At 68.6% G+C, this 15676-nt stretch carries 16 protein-coding genes and 4 pseudogenes; 7 read left to right on the forward strand and 13 right to left on the reverse strand.

Annotation, left to right across the window (positions count from 1 at the left end; all coding sequences use genetic code 11):
• The first annotated feature begins 481 nt into the window (after positions 1–481).
• From AC5L35_RS26825 to AC5L35_RS26835, 3 genes are all read left to right on the forward strand, one after another.
• Entirely contained in the window at positions 482–955 is a 474-nt protein-coding gene (locus tag AC5L35_RS26825; RefSeq protein ID WP_495062485.1) for a MarR family winged helix-turn-helix transcriptional regulator, read from the forward strand.
• A 114-nt stretch (positions 956–1069) separates the two neighbouring features.
• Entirely contained in the window at positions 1070–2146 is a 1077-nt protein-coding gene (locus AC5L35_RS26830; protein ID WP_495062486.1) for an LLM class flavin-dependent oxidoreductase, read from the forward strand.
• A 288-nt stretch (positions 2147–2434) separates the two neighbouring features.
• A complete protein-coding gene (locus AC5L35_RS26835; protein ID WP_495062591.1) occupies positions 2435–2647 on the forward strand; it encodes a hypothetical protein in 213 nt (70 codons plus the stop codon).
• Between the two features lie 84 nt (positions 2648–2731).
• Here the strand turns inward: AC5L35_RS26835 and AC5L35_RS26840 are convergent.
• From AC5L35_RS26840 to AC5L35_RS26855, 4 genes and pseudogenes are all read right to left on the reverse strand, one after another.
• Positions 2732–2932 (reverse strand): annotated as a pseudogene (locus AC5L35_RS26840) (transposase); the annotation flags it as partial.
• Between the two features lie 340 nt (positions 2933–3272).
• Positions 3273–3470: a ferredoxin gene (locus tag AC5L35_RS26845; RefSeq protein ID WP_495062487.1), complete on the reverse strand. Its 198-nt coding sequence runs from the start codon at positions 3468–3470 to the stop codon at positions 3273–3275.
• 7 nt (positions 3471–3477) lie between these two features.
• Positions 3478–4701 (reverse strand): cytochrome P450, encoded by a 1224-nt coding sequence (locus AC5L35_RS26850; protein ID WP_495062592.1) that lies wholly within the window; start codon positions 4699–4701, stop codon positions 3478–3480.
• A gap of 332 nt (positions 4702–5033) precedes the next feature.
• Positions 5034–6299, reverse strand: a complete 1266-nt coding sequence (locus AC5L35_RS26855; protein WP_495062488.1) for an NAD(P)/FAD-dependent oxidoreductase — start codon at positions 6297–6299, stop codon at positions 5034–5036.
• 207 nt (positions 6300–6506) lie between these two features.
• On the opposite strand from AC5L35_RS26855, the pseudogene AC5L35_RS26860 reads away from it, so the two are divergent.
• Positions 6507–6684: pseudogene (locus tag AC5L35_RS26860) on the forward strand (sigma factor); the annotation flags it as partial.
• 234 nt (positions 6685–6918) lie between these two features.
• The gene (locus tag AC5L35_RS26865; protein WP_495062489.1) at positions 6919–7170 is read left to right on the forward strand and encodes an SRPBCC family protein; all 252 of its coding nucleotides are present in this window, start codon (positions 6919–6921) and stop codon (positions 7168–7170) included.
• Positions 7171–7174: 4 nt separating this feature from the next.
• Here the strand turns inward: AC5L35_RS26865 and AC5L35_RS26870 are convergent, their stop codons facing one another.
• The 6 genes from AC5L35_RS26870 to AC5L35_RS26895 form a co-directional block, all read right to left on the reverse strand.
• Positions 7175–7927 (reverse strand): hypothetical protein, encoded by a 753-nt coding sequence (locus AC5L35_RS26870; RefSeq protein WP_495062490.1) that lies wholly within the window; start codon positions 7925–7927, stop codon positions 7175–7177.
• The gene (locus AC5L35_RS26875; RefSeq protein ID WP_495062491.1) at positions 7914–9464 is read right to left on the reverse strand and encodes a substrate-binding domain-containing protein; all 1551 of its coding nucleotides are present in this window, start codon (positions 9462–9464) and stop codon (positions 7914–7916) included. The genes AC5L35_RS26870 and AC5L35_RS26875 overlap by 14 nt, the downstream gene beginning before the upstream one ends.
• Positions 9464–10579, reverse strand: a complete 1116-nt coding sequence (locus AC5L35_RS26880) for a hypothetical protein (RefSeq protein WP_495062492.1) — start codon at positions 10577–10579, stop codon at positions 9464–9466. The genes AC5L35_RS26875 and AC5L35_RS26880 overlap by 1 nt, the downstream gene beginning before the upstream one ends.
• Before the next feature lie 492 nt (positions 10580–11071).
• Positions 11072–11293 carry a hypothetical protein gene (locus AC5L35_RS26885; RefSeq protein WP_495062493.1) on the reverse strand — a complete coding sequence of 74 codons (222 nt, stop codon included), beginning with the start codon at positions 11291–11293 and terminating at the stop codon, positions 11072–11074.
• Between the two features lie 55 nt (positions 11294–11348).
• Entirely contained in the window at positions 11349–11519 is a 171-nt protein-coding gene (locus tag AC5L35_RS26890; RefSeq protein WP_495062494.1) for a hypothetical protein, read from the reverse strand.
• A gap of 265 nt (positions 11520–11784) precedes the next feature.
• On the reverse strand, positions 11785–12822 hold the full coding sequence (locus AC5L35_RS26895) for a methyltransferase (protein WP_495062495.1): 1038 nt from the start codon (positions 12820–12822) through the stop codon (positions 11785–11787).
• A gap of 108 nt (positions 12823–12930) precedes the next feature.
• Between AC5L35_RS26895 and AC5L35_RS26900 the strand changes: the two genes are divergently transcribed.
• Positions 12931–13125, forward strand: coding sequence for a hypothetical protein (locus AC5L35_RS26900; RefSeq protein ID WP_495062496.1), 195 nt, complete (start codon positions 12931–12933; stop codon positions 13123–13125).
• On the opposite strand, the gene AC5L35_RS26905 is transcribed toward AC5L35_RS26900, so the two are convergent.
• Positions 13113–14051, reverse strand: coding sequence for an alpha/beta hydrolase fold domain-containing protein (locus AC5L35_RS26905; protein WP_495062497.1), 939 nt, complete (start codon positions 14049–14051; stop codon positions 13113–13115). The genes AC5L35_RS26900 and AC5L35_RS26905 overlap by 13 nt on opposite strands.
• 117 nt (positions 14052–14168) lie before the next feature.
• Between AC5L35_RS26905 and AC5L35_RS26910 the strand changes: the two genes are divergently transcribed.
• Positions 14169–14954, forward strand: coding sequence for an IclR family transcriptional regulator (locus tag AC5L35_RS26910; RefSeq protein ID WP_495062498.1), 786 nt, complete (start codon positions 14169–14171; stop codon positions 14952–14954).
• 118 nt (positions 14955–15072) lie between these two features.
• On the opposite strand, the pseudogene AC5L35_RS26915 reads toward AC5L35_RS26910, so the two are convergent.
• Both AC5L35_RS26915 and AC5L35_RS26920 read right to left on the reverse strand, forming a co-directional pair.
• Positions 15073–15234, reverse strand: a pseudogene (locus AC5L35_RS26915) (aldo/keto reductase); the annotation flags it as partial.
• 29 nt (positions 15235–15263) lie between these two features.
• A pseudogene (locus tag AC5L35_RS26920) lies at positions 15264–15605 on the reverse strand (aldo/keto reductase); the annotation flags it as partial.
• Between the last annotated feature and the right edge of the window lie 71 nt (positions 15606–15676).

Raw genomic sequence — 15676 nt, forward strand, 5'->3', positions numbered from 1 at the left:
GACCGGACAGCGCTGAGGTCGGGGAGGTGTCGCTCCCGACCACGCGGCGGGCGTAGACGTCGAGCACTACCGCGCAGCAGAGCGGGTGTGGTGCTCAGTGATGTCGGTTACCCACAGCTGGTCACGTGCCGGACTTCGCGGGCTGAGGGGCGAGTATCGCCTGCCCACACACCGCTCCGGGAAGGGGCGCGATGGCCAAAATCCCAGCTACCCGACTCCGGAGAACACCGGGCACACCAGTCCGGCCACGGGGGTCACTTCACGCCGGCGTCGGGAACACCGCCCGTCAACGTCCAACTGCAGTCGATGAGTCCGGGCTCCTCCGCTCATCCGGCAAGGCGCGACGGGAGCCCGGCCATCGCTGTGGCTCAGAGGCCGACGGCAAGACCTTCCCCACGAGCACGTGAGTCAGCGCACTGCCTCGAGCTCATTGACGTGTCACCGACTGCGCTACAGTTGACATGTCAACGAAAGGAGCGAGATGGCCGAGCACACCCGACTCCACATGACGCCCGGGGAGCTCCGGACGTGGCGGGCACTGCTGGACACCACCGCGGACCTGCGGCGCCGACTCGGAGCCCAACTGCAGGAGACGGACCTCTCGCCGGCCGACTACACAGTGCTGCTCGCACTCTCCGAGGCCGACGGGCGCCGGCTTCGATCGTCGCAGCTCGCTGCCACGATCGACTGGGAGCGAAGCCGGCTCTCGCACCATCTCGGGCGAATGGAACAACGTGGTCTAGTTCAGCGCGACGATTGCCGCACCGACGGCCGCGGCACCGCGATTTCACTGACACCCGAGGGAGCCCACGCGTTCCGCCGCGCCTCGGCGCCGCACCTTCGGGCGATCAAGCGGCACTTCGCCGACGCGTTGACAGCCGAGCAGATCGACGCGCTGTCAGAGATCCTCGACTCCCTCCGGCGGCACCTCGACCGCGACAGCGACAGGCAATGACCGACGCCGTGCACAACGGGCCAGTCACCGGATCGCAGCGCTGGACACCGTAGAGGAGGAGCGCGACCGTCCAGACCGGCGCGGCAGCACATCCAGGAACCACCGTTGGAGACGATGATCTTGAATGCCGGACCCGAACCCTCGCCCGAGCCACGGCTCCCCATCCGCCTCGGTCTCAACACCTTCGGCGACGTCATGCGGGACGAGCAGGGCGAGTATCTCTCGCACGCGCAGACGATCCGCAACCTCGTCGAGGAAGGTGTGCAGGCCGAGGCCGTGGAACTCGACTTCTTCGGTGTCGGGGAGCACCACACCGCGGACATGCCACTCTCCGCCGCCGACGTCGTATTGGCCGCGGTCGCGGGGCGCACCCGACGGATCCGGCTCGGATCGGCCGTCACCGTGCTGAGCTCGGACGATCCCGTCCGGGTGTTCCAGCGATACTCAACACTCGACGCGGTGTCCAGCGGCCGCGCCGAGGTGATCCTGGGCCGCGGCTCCAGCGTCGACTCCTTCCCGCTCTTCGGCTACGAGCTCAAGGACTACGAGGAGCTGTTCGAGGAGAAGACGAACCTCTTCGCCGAGCTCGTCGCGGGCGGGCCGGTCTCCTGGCGAGGCAACACCCGCGCGGCGCTCGTGGACCAGGACGTGGTGCCGCACCTCGAGTCGGGCCCCCTCCCGGTCTGGATCGGGGTCGGCGGTAGCCCGCAGTCCGTCATCCGCGCCGCGCGCTACGGGTTCTCGCTGATGCTCGCGATCATCGGCGGCCAACCCCAGCGCTTCGCGCCGTACTCGCAACTGTTCGCCGAGGCTCTACAGCGGTTCGACCAGCCGAGCAGATCGATCGGGATTCACTCACCCGGCCATGTCGCACACACTGACGAGCAGGCGCTCGAAGACTTCTGGCCGCACTACATCGAGGTACTCACCCGCGTCAGCAAGACCCGCGGGTTCCGCATTCCCAGCAAAGCGTCCTACACGCAGGACGCCAGCCCGGACGGCGCGCTCTACATCGGCTCACCCGAGACCGTCGCCCGGAAGATCGCGAAGAACATGACCGTGCTCGGCGCCACACGGTTCGACCTCAAGTACGGCATCGGCGGACTCCGACACGACAAGCTCATGACCAACATCGAGCTCTTCGGCACGAAGGTGGCACCCCGGGTGCGAGAACTGCTGGCAGAAACGTGACGGTTCGGCGGCACACCTCGCCGACGTGCGTGCCTCCACCGAACGCTGGCTCGACGGCCTGTGTCGCCTCCGTGGGCACCGACGCTGCCGTCGAAACCGCTACTGAACGCAGCTGAGCACCTTCGGGCACAGCTCCCAACTTCTGAGGCCTTCCGCAGTCCCGGGCTGGCTCTCAGCTCATCGTCCGACGACGACCGGCCATTCGAATCAAGGAGATACGTTGACTTCCCATGGGAACTGGCCACCGCGGTCGTCGGCGTGACGTCGGTAGCGGACGTCAGCACAGCAGTGCAGTTCGCGGCACGGCGCGACCTGCCGGTCGCGGTCCAGTCGACCGGGCACGCTCCGATGCGGCCCGCTGCTGGCGCGCTACTGCTCAGCACTCGTCGGATCAATGGCTTGGATATAGACCCGGGCGCGCCCGCACTGCACGTATCGGCGGCGGAGTGCGATGGAGCAGCGTCGTCGAAGCGGCCGCAGAACACGGCCTCGCTCCCCTGAACGGTGCAGCGCCGTCCGTCGGCGTCGTGGGCTACCTCAGGGCGGCGGCATCGGCCTGCTCTCCCGGAGCTACGGTCGCTGGCGAATGTCGCGATGGCCGTCCACAGTCACCTGATGACGACATAAGGGCCGGTTGGTCACCTGCCCGTCGCGGACCCTGACGTGGATCGCGTCGATGAACAGCACCGGATAGACCGCATCGAGCGGCCGAACTCTGCCACTCCCCGGTTCGTCAAGGACCTTGTCGGTGATCCGGGAGATCGTGTCTTTCGAGACCTTCGCGCCGGCACAGGCTCGATCGTGTCGGTCATAGCTGGTCCTTCCCCGAGCTCCGCTCGGCGTGTCGGACCAGCTACAGCGTTCGTCGAACAGTCCCTTGATCCGTGCCGTCGAGGTCGCCGGCTCACGCGGCGGGGCCGATCCTCAGCGGTCGAACCGAGAGTGGTCGATGCCGGAGCGGTGGTGAGCTCTTCGTCGGCGACCTGGTGACGACCTCGAGGCGACTGGCGGAGCTGACGCAACGCCGTGGCCAGCCGTGATCGAACCGCCACGTCTTGGGAAATCGCCGACGAGGCACCCGAGGAGTAAACGTTGACGGCCCACGCCGTCGCCCCCCGGATTGTGCTTACTCCGGCAGGATGGACAGGGCTCGGGATGGACACAGGGTGACGGCGTGGCGCGCCTGTGCGGCGCTGTGGTCGTCGGGGTGATCAGTCAGCAGGGCCACGATGCCGTCGGCGCCTTGGTCAAAGACGGCCGGCTCGGTCAGGACGCACTGGCCGGAGCCGACGGACAGGCCGGTGTCCGCTTTGATCCGCATCATGTCCTGCTCACCAGGTGACCGGGAGTTCGTGAACGCCGTAGACGGCGGCGTCGGTCTTGAACCGTAGGTCCTCGGCCGGTGCGGCGAGCCGCAGGGTGGGGATGCGGCGGAACAGCGTGTCGAAGACGGTCTGCAGCTCCATCCGGGCCAGATTCTGGCCGAGGCACTGGTGCGGGCCGAATCCGAAGGCGAGGTGGTGGCGGGCCCCGCGCTCGACATCCAGTTCGGCCGGATCCTTGAACGCCGCCGGGTCCCAGTTGGCCGACAGCATCGAGACGATGACGCCCTCGCCGGCCTTGATGTGGACTCCGCCGATCTCCACATCTTCGGCGGCCACCCGGGAGGTGACCCCGTCGGCGATGGTGAAGTAGCGCAGCAGTTCCTCCACGGCCATGGGCGTCTTGCCCGAGTCGGCCTTGACCATGGCCAGTTGCTCCGGATGGGAAATCAGCCCGACCACGCCGAGCGAGATCATGTTCGCCGTGGTCTCGTGTCCGGCGGTCAGCAACAAGAAGGCGAGGCTCACCAGGCCCGCGTGGTCGAGGATGCCCACCTGGCGTTGTCGGGCGATCTGTCGGCTGAGCAGGTCGTCGTCGGGCTTCGACTCCTTGCAGGTGACCAGGTCATCGATGTAGGCGCGCAGTTCGGCGACGGCTCGCTGGCGGTCTTCCAGCGAGGTCGGGCGCACCATCATGGCGGTGCGGCTTTGGAAGAGGTCGTGGTCGGTGTAGGGGACGCCGAGCAGTTCGCAGATCACGAGGGAGGGCACGGGCAGGGAGAGCGCCTGCACCAGGTCGACCGGCCGCTGGTTGGCGGCCAGCATGTCGTCGATGAACCGGTCAACGATGTCCTGGATCCGCGGGCGTAGCGCGGCCAGGCGCCTCACGGTGAACTCGCCGATCACTGCACGGCGGGCCGCGGAGTGTTCTGCGCCGTCCATGCCGAGCATCAACGGCGGCTGGTTGCGGAGCTGCTGAAGGGTCGCCGCATCGAGGGTGAAGAGCGGGAAGCCGTCTTTGCGCTTGTCGGAGGAGAAGCGACCGTCGGTGAGGACGGCACGGCCTTCCTCATGCCCGGACACCCACCACGCTTCGCCGCCGCTGGTCAGGCGAACCTTGTTGATCCCCGCTTGTTCGCGCAGTCGCTCGTAGGCGGCGGGCGGGGCGAACGGGCAGCCCCGCTCAACCGGCAGTTCCAGGCCGGCGAGTTCGCCGGCGACACTCTTCGTCATGGATGACCTCCAGGTAATGGATCGATCTGATTTCTGCGCGTGCGCAATCGGGAGGCCACCGTGACGTCCAGCGTCGCGAGATCCGCATCCCCGAGACCTGCCCCGGGAGCACACCCCTGGCCACCTGCCTGCTCACCGCGCTCGCCCTGCCTCATCGACCTGACGGGGATCAACATGTCGGTGTCCCCGACCCCTGCATCTGCCCGGCCCGTGGAACCCGGCGCTACCCGACGCGAGGGTCGGGTCCCGAGCCTGACCCGCACCGTGACAACACGATCAACGAGACCCTCGACGATGGGGCCGACAAGAGCGCTCGCAACCGCGGCGAATGATCAAGGCTGAGTGGTTGACACGACCGCGTTCTCGGCTGACCCATCCGGCGCGGTGGCCAGGCGGCGCGGGCGCTTGGGCAGGCCGAAGGTCGGGTGCGAGGTGGCCCACAGCGACATCGTGAGGATTCCCGCCTTGATCCGCGCGGCTTTCCGGCCGCCCACATACTTCGGCGTTGCTTGCGCTTCGTCGTCGACCATCTGCAGGATCCCGTCCCGCCGCCCGAGGCTGATGTGGTTGCCGTGGTAGGCCATCTTCGTGTTCGCAATCTTGCGGCCGGTCAGGCGTCCCACGATCGCGTCCATGGCCTGGCGGCCGGTGTAGCCGGCCGAAGCGCAGGACATCGGCAGCGGTCGGCCGTTGTCGCCGATGGCGTAGGCGCTGTCGCCGGCGGCGTAGACGTTCGGGTGCGAGACCGACCGCATGGTGCGATCGACGACGATCTGACCGTTCTCGGTGACCTCCAGCCCGCTGGCGGCGGCGATGGGGTTGACCGCGAACCCGGCCGTCCACACTGTTGCATCGGACGCCAGGGCGGTGCCGTCGGCGCACAGCACCCGGGTCGCTTCGACGGCTTCGACGCTGGTGTGCTCCCAGACGGTGATGCTCAGCCGGTCGCAGGCCCGGCGCAGGTGGCTGCGGGCTCCAGCGGAGAGCCGGGCTCCCAGCTCGCCGCGGGCCACCAGCGCCACCGACAAGCCGGGCCGGGATTCGGCGAGCTCGGTGGCGGTTTCGATGCCGGTCAACCCGTCGCCGACCACCAGCACACTCCCGCCTTCGACCCGCCCGCCCAGGCTGTCGAGGCGCTCGCGCAGGCGCAGCGCCGAGGGCCGGCCGGTGACGTGGAAGGCGTGCTCGGCCACGCCGGGGACACCGCAGTCGGCGGCGTGGCTGCCGAGCGCGTAGAGAAGCGTGTCGTAGCCGAGCTTGCCGCCGCCGGCGGCGTCGTCCACGGCGACGACCCGGCGCTCGGGATCGACGGCGGTGACACGGGCCAGGCGCAGCCGTATCCCCGTGCCCGCGAAGACGTCGGCGAGCTTCCGAGCCTCGATATCCTGGCCGGCCGCGAGCTGGTGCAGCCGCAGCCGCTCGACGAAGTCCGGCTCAGCGTTGACGACGGTGACCTCGGTGTCCGCCGGGGACAGCCGGCGGGCCAGGTTTCCGGCCACGTAGGACCCGGCATAGCCGGCGCCGAGCACGACGATGCGGTGCGTCATGTGTTGCTCCTGTCGGTTGGCTTGCTTTGGCGGTCGGGCGGTGGTCTCCACGCGACAGGACCAAGGCGATCACTCGTGGAGTTGCGCGCCGCACGGATCGTCCGCGCTGCGTCCTGACGACCATGAGGCGCCGGCGACCCGGACTCTGTGACAGCGCGTTCCTGCGACGTGCGTCACCGATCACACGTGTCACACAGCGGTGCGGGCCGGCGTCTGTGGATGGAGCACCGTTCGAGAGCGAACAGGCAGGAGCCGACTATGAACGAGCGCGGCGAGCCAACACCGGGCGCAGCCGAACCGCTCGCCGGTGGCGGCCGGATAGGCTCCGCCACCGAGGCGTTCGTCGCACACCGCAAACCTGCTCTTCACCGTCGCCCACGAGATGCTCGGATCGGCTGCCGACGCCGAAGACGTCCTGCAGGAGACCTGGCTGCGGTGACTGAAGGTGGACATGGGGGCGGCGCCGCGCAGATCCGCTCCTGACCGATGCACACCGCCCGCCTGGACGACGCCCCGAGCTGCGGGCCCCACCGAGAATCCCACTCAGGAGTTCACTGCGATGCAGCATTACCACGTCAGCGCGACGAGGTCGGCCCCCGTCGCCACCGTCTGGGGCCTACTGATCGACGGACGTAGCTGGCCGCAATGGTCCTCCGGACTGGACTAACTGGTGGAAGCGCGCTCAACCGGACTCGACCCGGGCGGCCGTGACGCCGTCGGGACCGTCCGCGCCTTCCGCACGGGCCGGGTCGTCACGGGCGAGCGACTGACCGAGCTCGTGGATGGCCGGCGCATCGCCTACGAGGACGCCTTCAACTTCTCGATCAAGGACTATCGCACAGTAGTCGATCTGGAGCCGACAGCAGGCGGCACGACGATCACGACGCCTTCTCACGTCCTCCTCGCAGGTCTCCCCGTGTGAGTGGTCAGTGGAAGACCGCGATAGGACGCACCTCCAGCGTCTGTGTCGCCGCGTCCCAACTCGCGCCTCGGCCGAGGCACCGAAATGTCCCGGAGAAGAGCTCGTCCGTGCGCAGGCCGGCCGCCGCGCAGACGAGTCGGACCTGTGGCCCCTGGCCGGGATCGGCCGGCTCACCGAAAGGGGCCTCGAGCGTGATGGCCTTGGCGGTCCGGTCGACGACCCGGAACTCGCCCTGGATCAACAGGAAGGCGTTGATCCGACCGAGACGGACGTGCGCAGTCAGCGGTCGACGATTGAATGCCTTGTCCAACGCATCGCTCGCCTCCACCTCCTGGCTGATCAGGTTCACGTCGACGATGTCGTGCGCCTTGTCCAGGACCCCGAGGACGATCGAGATGATGGAGATCGGCGAGTCGTTGACCACGTACCTCTCGAAGACCTCGCTGGTGACACCGCGTTCTGCGTCTACGCTCAGCGGGTCGAGGTTGGCCGACCCCGCGAACCTCCGGCTCCTGCTGACCCTCTTCTCCACCTGACGGCTCAGCGCCGCCGCGTAGACGCCTCCGTACCGGTGGTAGAGGTCCATGACGGAGCCGGCGTCGAGGTAGACGCAGATGTCCTGGCGGGGCGGGGACCTGTAGTAGGTCCGGTAGCGGAACACGATGGCCACCGATGCCGCGAGCAGCGCCGCCGTGGCACCCCACACCAGCAGCCACGCCCACCACGCGGCCAGCCACGACTCGTCAACGACAGCCACGGAGGTCCTCGAACGCGGTGGTGAGGTCGATGTCGGCGTCGACCGACCGGCCGCCGGTGGCCGTCGCGACCCTGGCCAGCTCGGCCGCGTCAGCCTCGCCGAATCGGATGGTGAAGACCGGCACGGGTGGCCGACCCGGAACACCGAGGCGCGCCAGGAACTCGTCGGCGGTGAGCCCGGCGTTGTTGATCCCGTCGGTCATCAGGACGATCGACACGGGCCGGGCGGCGTCCGTGGCGAGCACCCGCGCCGCAATGCCGAACGCGTGCTCGGTGGCGCTCCAGACCGCCGTTCGACCGTCGAAGGAATCCACGTCGACGAACTCGCGCAGTGCCGCCAGCTCGGCGGGGTCGCCGGCGGCGAAGTCGCGCTCCGCGAGAACCTCGCCGCCGAAGCGGACCATGGTGATCCGCTCCCCCGCGTGGACCCCCACGAACGACGCCTCCCCTTCACCGCTCAGCTGGACGAACGCCGCGCGCAGGGCCGCGATCCGGTCGCCCCGCATCGAGCCGGAGAAATCGAGTACGAAGATCACATGGGCAGGCGGCTGGGTGCCGATCGCCTCGTATTCTGCGAGCAGCGCGTCGACGACCTCCAGGCGGTCCGGGAAGTACAGCGCGTTGCCCGTTGTCACTGGCAGCTGCGGCGGGCGCGGAATGTTCGGGGCGATCGGCCGTCGCGCGGTCTGATCCATGATTCGCCGCTGCACCGGCTCCGTCAGCAGCCAGTCGACGACCCGGTCGTACGCGTCGCGCTGCGCCGGGTCCAGAAGCAGGAACGGGAAGTCGGACTGGATGATCCCGTCGGCCGGGTACACGATCTCCAGCGGCTCCGCCAGCCGACCGCTGCCGTTGAGTGACAACAGCGTGGACTCCGGCGCCACCAGCGCGTCCAGCTCAGACTCGCGAGTGATGAAGCCGTCGACGAGCGCAGCGGACGTGTCGGCACGCAGTGCGTGCCCGGCGAGAAGGCCGCGGACGCGGTCGCAGGTGACGTCCTCCAGCTGCAGCGCGTGCCTTGTGTCAGCGGCCGCCGTGGCCACCCCGACGAGTGCTGCGAGCCCACTCCCCGAGCGCCGCGGCTCAGCCATTCCGAACCGTAGCTCGCCCGCCGCCGCGCTCGCGGCGATGTCGGCCCACGAGATCGGCCCGCCGGCCCGCAGCCGCTCGGCCGCGGCGCGCTTCATCCCGACGACCACCGGTGACATCATGATCGACGTGCTCGGCGGCCGCGGCCCGGTGTAGCCCGAGGCAGTGAGCTCGAGCTGGAAGTAGCGGTCGGACGACAGCCAGGCCGCGTCGTGCCGGTACCGGCCGGGCCGGAGCGCGCCGACCGCGTCGAGCCCGTGGTCCATGTCGAGCTGCAGGTCGACGCCGGTGTCCGCTCGGAGGTCGGGCAGCAGGGGCGCCAGGTCGGCCAGCTCGGGTGTCGCCAGCACCCGCAGCGTGACCGGAGCCTGCGTGGTCGCGGTGCAACCGGACAGCACGGCGAGCGCCGCGAAGAGCGCGGCCAGCGGACGCACGATCGTCGAGATCATCACGGCATCGGCCGGCAGTCGCCGACGGTCGTGATCATCGCCTCCAGCATCGGCACGTCCGGCAACAGCCCCCGGGTGTAGCTGGTCGAGATCGCCGGCGCGGGCACCCCTCGCTCGGCGAGGAACCGCGGCAGTTCCGCGCTGGAGTCCTCGAGGCTCGGGTCGAGCACTCGATAGCCCAGTTCCAGCGCCCGCCTGCGCAGCACCGAGTCCGTGCCCAGGAGTTCTGCCAGCGACTTGCCATCCGCGTTGAGCGCCACCATCGTCGGCTCGCTCTGGAACTCGACGTCCGGGTAGAGCAGCACGCGGTCCTGGTCCGGCTCTCCGCCTCTGTCGACGCGCTGCAACTGGTAGGCGAGGTACTGGTGCTCGTAGATCACGACGATCGGGAGGATCCCCCGCCCCTCGGGGACGAAGTAGATCCCGTCGGGATTGCGTGTGGGCAGGCCCTGCTCGCGGAACATCGGTTTGATCTGGAGCGCCAGATCGACCGCGTCCTGCACCGTCACGGGCACGCCACCGCGGGTGACGTAGGCGACCAGCCCGAGATAGGTGGCCGCACTGTTGGCCGCGCACACGTCGGTGGTCTGCGCGAGAACGGTGTTGCCGTTCGTGAAGCCCCACGTGCCGATGCCCAGCGCGTCCCAGGACCGGCCGTCCCGCGCCAGCTCGAGGAACCCGGCGAGGTCGAGGTCGTAGTAGAACGGGTGCTCCGGGTCCTGGTTCGCCTGCGGTCTCGTGACCCCCGCCGCCCGCAGCGTCTCCGCGTACTCGCGGTAGGTGGCAAGCACGATGGGACTCACGAAGACCCGGTGGGGTGAGGAGTACTCCAGGGCAGCGACCCGGCGCTCGGCGACCAGCTCCGCGGCGGGCTGACCCGACGGGAACACGAAGTCGACGCCGTCGAGCGGCACCCGCGCCGCCTCACGGGATCCGAGCGCAGTCAACCGCACCGCCATGTGATGACGCAGGAGCTGGGCACGAACAACGGGGTCGTCGAGGTACTCGATCTTGGAACCGCCGACGCCCACAAGCGTCACCAGCCGCTGGAACGGGAGGGCCACCGTCCCCGACGCGATCAGCGCGACGATCCCGACGATCGCGAGCACCGACACGGGAACGAATCGCCACAGGAACGAGCGCCGCCGGTAGAACGGGGCAGGCCGAGGACACACCCTCAACGCCGGTTCGAACGCCAGTGGTTCAGATGCCGTCGGTTCGGATGCGGACACCCTGTTCGTTCCCCCGCAGGTCAGTCGCGCAACGTCATACGCACAGTCGCAAGATCGATGCTACCTGTTACGCAGTACGGCGCTCCCCCGTTCGGCGGAATTCTCGCCCGCCGCGGCGGTGCTCGACGGTGGGTGTACCGCAACCAACCTGCTCTGCGGCGGGGAACCCGGCTCCGGCAAGTTTCCGCAGGTAGAAATGCTGATGGGCGGCTCCCCCGACGAAAGGGAACCGCCCATCATGCCGTCGGGACGACGGGATTTGAACCTGCGCCTCCCCCTGGTCGGGACAGGACGCGCACGGCCTCGACGTTGGTGGACCTGATCCGGGCGTGCTGCTCGTCGCCCCGGTCCGGCCGGCGGGATCCGCTCCGGCGCCTACGACGCCAGTGCTTCCGGGAGGACGATCACCTCTCCGAGCCCACTCCGCTTCGCCGAGCGCAGGTCATCGGCGGTGAGCAACTCGAAGCTCACGATCGTCTGGTTGGAGAAGGACATGTACTCGGTGCGCACAGCCTCGTAGAGGTGGCCTTCCTTGTTTCGTCCAACCAGCTTGCCGACGATGCCTTCGGTCCGATTGCCGAGGTAGGTCATCTGCATCTTCATCAGTCCTTGATCAGCTTGCCGAGGATGGGGACGAGCGTGGAACCGGGCGTCAGCGCCACATCAATGCCTTCGAACACAGCGGCAAAGCCCGGTAGCCCGGCGTCCCTGCCAGGTCGGCTGCGTCGCCGATGCGCGTGAGCGCGTCGCCATCCGTCAGGCCCACATCGGCCTCGGTCAGCGCCGGAGCTTCTACCACCGCGATCCGATCCGGCCGGTACACCTGGCAGAGCCGCAGTCCCAGGTGCTCATCGACCGGCCGGAGATCGTGACGAGCACGGCGTCCGTGCCGTCCTGCCGGAAGTCTAGGCCCGCGGCCCACACCCTCCGGCCCGATCTCGGCGATTCAGCCGGTGTTGTCTGTCACCTGAACCTTGACACCGGCATGAACGTACTGATGGCGAGTTCGACCCGGGCCCGGATTCATGCACTGAATCGTCCGACGACGATCCGTCGTCACGGAAACGTAAGAAGAAGGTGTCGAGTGCCTACGGGACGGCCTCGATCAGGCTGTAGCCCATGGCCAGCGGCAGCACCCGGCTGATCGTGAAGCCTGCCGATCCGAGCAGTTCCCGGAAATGCGACTCCGTGCGCTCCAGTGCAGCGTGTGCGACCAGCATGTGCAGGTCGGCGCGGGCGAGCAGGCGGTGCTCCGGCTCCGGCTGCATCGTCGCGGGAACGAGCCGCTCGATCACCAGGAGCTTCGACGAGCCGGTCATGGCCCGCCGGCAGGTGGCGAGGACGTCATGGCTTTGTTCGTCGTCCCAGTCGTGCAGGACGTTCTTGAGCATGTAGGCGTCGGCATCCGCGGGCACTTCCTCGAAGAAGTTGCCCGACAGGAGGGTGCAGCGGCCGACCACGCCGCATCTCTCCAGGTACGGACGGGCATTCTCGATCGCATGCGGAAGATCGAACAAAACGCCGTCGACGGTGGGATTGGCTGTCAGGACGGCTGCGAGCAGTTCCCCGTACCCGCCGCCGACGTCGACGATCCGGGACTTCTCAGCGAACTCGTAGCCGGAGACGATTCCGCGGGTGGTCAGGCGGGTGTGCTCGGCCATCGCGGCGTTGAAGATCGCGGCGCGGGCAGGGTTCTCGCGCAGGGGGTCGAAGTGCGACGTCCCACTGACGGTCTCACGGGCGCTGCGGCCGGTGGTGACGCTGTCGAGCAGGTGTCCCCACTCGGTCCAGACCTCTCGCCCCCAATAGATCGTCCAGGAGCGGAGTGAGCCCTCCGCGTCGCTCCGGAGCAGCGCACCCATCGGTGTCAGCTCGAATGTGCCGTCCTCACGCTCGCGGCAGATGTCCAGCGTGGCGAGCGCGCGCAGCAACCGGTAGAGGGACGGGGCGTGCGTGTGCGTCGCCGTGGCGAGGTCCCCGGCGGAGCGGGGCCCCTCGGCAAGCAGGTCGGGGACACCCAGCTCGGCGGCCACGCGGGTCGCCTGTGTCATCCAACTGCCGTTCACGATCTCGAGCAGCCGCGACGCCTGCGCCAGCACGTCGTCGCTCGGGTCAACCTCCGACATGGATGGGCTCCTTTCCCGCCTGCGGCAGGCAGTCACCTCATCCTCACTTCGGAGTGGACGGCAGCCAAGTGATGTTCCGCGGCGCTGCGAGTTCGGAGCGTGGGAACCGTGATCGACGGGGTTGCCCTGCTTGCACGGATCCGCGACGCGGACGTCCGGGCCGCCACCCAGGGGACGGTCCCGGTCAGCGGCGACCTGGTGGACCTCAGCATCCGGCTCGAGGAGCTTTGCGGCAGCGATCTGCCCGACCCCGAGTGGTTCCGCGGGCGGTTCACACCGGGCCGGCCACGTCACAGGCTCTGAAGGAAGGCGACACGATCAGCGAAGGCGTTTCGCGCCAACCGGGAGTCGGGTGCGATCTGGTCGAAGCCGTGGAACGCACCTGGGATTACCGATAGGTGCACCGCCACGCCATGCTCCATGAGTCGTGTCGCGTGGGCGACGGTCTCCACACAGAAGAGATCCAGCTGTCCGACCTCGAGATAGGCCATCGGCAGGTCGTAGAGCCAGTCGGCACGGGCGACCGAAGCGGAAGCAGGCGTGCCGTCGGTGCCGTACTTGTCACCGAGGTAGGCCTGCCAGCCGGTGATGTTGTCGGCGACCGACCATGTCAGGAATGGCTCGACATCGGGAGGAGCGTGGGTGGTGCGGTCATCGAGCATGGGATAGACAAGGATCTGGGCTGCCAGGGGCCCGATCTCCTGGTCGCGACACTCGAGCGCCGTCGCGGCCGCAAGACCACCGCCGGCGGAGTCGCCCATGATCGCGACGCGGGCCCCAGAAACGCGCTCCCGCGCGGTTACGATCGCCCAATCGACCGCTGCGATGCAGTCCTCGAGGGCTGCCGGAAATGGCGATTCGGGGGCCAGTCGGTAATCGACCGCGACTACTGCTACCCCGGCCTCTGCCGCGTATCGGCGACAGACGTTATCGTATGCGTCGACGCTTCCGGCGATGAGACCACCACCGTGGACGTAGACAAGGAGGACGTTCGGCACGTTCGATGGCTTGTACAGGCGCAGCGGGACCGAGTGCCCGTCCGGTGTCGGCACGGTGAAATCAACTGATTCGGTGCGCTCGTCGTGAACCGCGGCAGCGTCGAGTCCAGCATAGCGAGCATCAATATTCGCCCTCCGGGTCTTCCAGTCACCGACGACTAAGAGCGTTCCTGGATCAGCGGCTCTGATCGCGCCGACTGCCCTGGAAAGTTCGTTGTCAATGCTGAGCACTGCAATCCTCCAATCGCGAGGTGGCGAAAACCGCGCTAAGTGGGAATTCGGATCAAACTGGCAGATAGGGACGCACGCGGGATGAGCTGTACCGGGGCGCTACCTACCATGGAGCCCATGACTCACCACATCGAGCGCGACGAGCGGGCCGTCATCGAGAAGGCGGCCGACCTGCTCGCTGCGCTCGACGACGAGCGGGCTGGTGTCGGGGTCAGCGAGCTGGCTCGACGCGCGAAGCTCACGAAGTCCACTGCGTTCCGGGTGCTGGGCGCGCTCGAGCGCGCCGGGATGGTCGAGCGGGTCGGCACCGCCTACCGCGTAGGGAGCGTCGTGCGCCAACTAGGTCGCGACGCGCTGGCGCCCCAGCTCGACTTCGTCCGTAACGCGCTCGTCCCGTACACGGCGGACCTCTTCGCGCTCACCGGGCAGACCGTGCACGTCGCCGTGCTGGACGGATCCGAGGTCGTCTACTTGACGAAGATCTTCGGGCACCGTCAGGCGCCCAACCGTCCCTGCCCGGGCAACCGGTTCGCCGCACACGGTGTCGCGATCGGAAAGGCGCTGCTCGCCTACGACCGCGACGCCGAGAGCACCCTGCGGGCCGCCCGGCTCAGGGCATTCACCCCGCGCACTGCAACCGACCCGGCGACGCTGCTGGACCAGCTGGCCGGGATCCGCTCGGCCGGCATCGCGTCCGACGCCGACGAGGCCCGGACCGGCGTGAGCGCCGTCGCCGTGCCTCTCCGCGGCCCGGGCGGGGCGGTCGTCGCCGCGTTGTCGATCACGTACGCGAGCGCCGATCCGGCCGCGGCCCGCTACGCAGAGCACGTGCGCAACGCCGGGGCGGCCGCAGCGCCCGAGCTGCGGCGGGCGCTGGCTCAGCCGCGTCCGGTTTCGGGGTAGCGCCCGCCGGAACGCGCGCGGGGTCGAAGAGCGCGCTCAGCTCCGCGATCTCGTCCGCGCTCAACGCGATCTGCAGCGCTGAGAGGGGGAAGGTGGCATGAGCGCGGCGCAGCTGCTCGACCGACAGCTCACAGTGCCCGATCGCACGCACCTTGCCCTGCGGGACCAGCTCACCCATCGCGCCGACCGTCTCCGCGATCGGGACGGACGGGTCCTGTCGGTGGCAGTAGTACAGGTCGATGTGATCGGTGTGCGCAGCCGCCGCAGGCTGGCCTCGCACGCCTCGGCGACATATGCAGGATCGCCGACGAGGCGCACGGCGCCCCCGGCGCTCATCTGCACGGCGAACTTGGTCGCCACGACCACCTCGTCTCGACGGCCGGCGATCGCCTCCCCGATCAGCTCTTCGTTGTGCCCGAAGCCCTTGACCGGAGCACCGAACGCGGCGTCGGCCGCACCGTAGACGTCCGCGGTATCGAACATGCCCACGCCGAGCTCGATCGCCTCGCGCACGGTCGCGATGCTGTCGTCACGGTCGGCGTCGCCGTAGGACTGCGACATCGTCATGCAGCCAAGTCCGATCGGAAGCATGCCGATGTCCGAGTGCCCGAGCGTCACCCGGGCGCTCGCCCGGTCGTTTCTCTCACTCATGGACTCGACGCAACCAGGCGTCGGCGCCCCCGCTCAACGCATCGTGCCGAATACCGGCACGCGCCACCTGC

This window comes from Pseudonocardia sp. OZ21 (assembly GCF_059359135.1).

Bases quoted from the DNA above. Each gene is read 5' to 3' on its own strand.
- AC5L35_RS26825 (WP_495062485.1), top strand. From the start codon at position 482: ATGGCCGAGCACACCCGACTCCACATGACGCCCGGGGAGCTCCGGACG.
- AC5L35_RS26830 (WP_495062486.1), top strand. From the start codon at position 1,070: ATGATCTTGAATGCCGGACCCGAACCCTCGCCCGAGCCACGGCTCCCC.
- AC5L35_RS26845 (WP_495062487.1), bottom strand. From the start codon at position 3,470: ATGATGCGGATCAAAGCGGACACCGGCCTGTCCGTCGGCTCCGGCCAG.
- AC5L35_RS26850 (WP_495062592.1), bottom strand. From the start codon at position 4,701: ATGACGAAGAGTGTCGCCGGCGAACTCGCCGGCCTGGAACTGCCGGTT.
- AC5L35_RS26875 (WP_495062491.1), bottom strand. From the start codon at position 9,464: ATGATCTCGACGATCGTGCGTCCGCTGGCCGCGCTCTTCGCGGCGCTC.
- AC5L35_RS26885 (WP_495062493.1), bottom strand. From the start codon at position 11,293: ATGCAGATGACCTACCTCGGCAATCGGACCGAAGGCATCGTCGGCAAG.
- AC5L35_RS26895 (WP_495062495.1), bottom strand. From the start codon at position 12,822: ATGTCGGAGGTTGACCCGAGCGACGACGTGCTGGCGCAGGCGTCGCGG.
- AC5L35_RS26910 (WP_495062498.1), top strand. From the start codon at position 14,169: ATGACTCACCACATCGAGCGCGACGAGCGGGCCGTCATCGAGAAGGCG.